This window comes from Clostridium sediminicola, from assembly GCF_050402865.1.
GTDB lineage: Bacteria > Bacillota > Clostridia > Clostridiales > Clostridiaceae > Clostridium_AF > Clostridium_AF sediminicola.
Window position 1 is genome coordinate 1 of sequence record NZ_BAABMF010000072.1, and the last position, 618, is coordinate 618.

The 618-nt window shown below is 35.3% G+C and carries 1 protein-coding gene and 1 pseudogene; both read right to left on the reverse strand.

What is annotated here, in order from left to right:
* Nucleotides 1-218: pseudogene (porA, locus tag ACQ3F0_RS26765) on the reverse strand (pyruvate ferredoxin oxidoreductase); the annotation flags it as partial.
* Between the two features lie 73 nt (nucleotides 219-291).
* A complete protein-coding gene (locus ACQ3F0_RS26770; RefSeq protein WP_428868870.1) occupies nucleotides 292-591 on the reverse strand; it encodes a 4Fe-4S binding protein in 300 nt (99 codons plus the stop codon).
* Nucleotides 592-618 lie beyond the last annotated feature (27 nt).

Genomic DNA, 618 nt, shown 5'->3' on the forward strand with positions numbered 1-618 from the left:
CCTGCTGATTCAGAACCAATACATGCTGACATTGCACTATGCTCACTCTCTACTGGTACAAATTCAGTATCTACTTGACCATTTGCAACATATCTAGAAAAGTACTGTGGTACTTCTGTTGATGGTGTAATTGGAAATGCTGCCATAACATCTGGGTTGATTTGTCTCATAGCAGTTGATACTGCTTCATTTCCTGACAATCTTTCTCTTATAGCCATTCTATTATTTCCTCCTTCAATGTAGAGTTTCTATTAAAACTCTTTCTATCTATAATTTTCTATATCTGATTTTTTATTTTTCTTCTTTTACCATTTCTATTGCGCCAAATGGACATACTTTTGCACAGATTCCGCATCCTTTACAATGGTCGAAATCAAAGTCTAGTCTCTTACTATCCTTTACTGGGATAGAACTATCTGGACATACTGGAGCACATAACATACATTGCTTACATTTATCTTCAATAAATACTGGTTTAACTGTTCTCCAGTCTCCAGTTTTGAATTCACTAGAATTACCTCTCTCATAAATGTCTCCACCTGGAGTGATTTCAGTCCACTTTATACTCTCGTTAATGTTTATTTTACTCATTTATTTCACCTCCTGAAGGGCCATTTT

Excerpts from the sequence above, each read along its gene's own strand:
- ACQ3F0_RS26770 (WP_428868870.1), bottom strand. The coding sequence starts at position 591 with ATGAGTAAAATAAACATTAACGAGAGTATAAAGTGGACTGAAATCACT.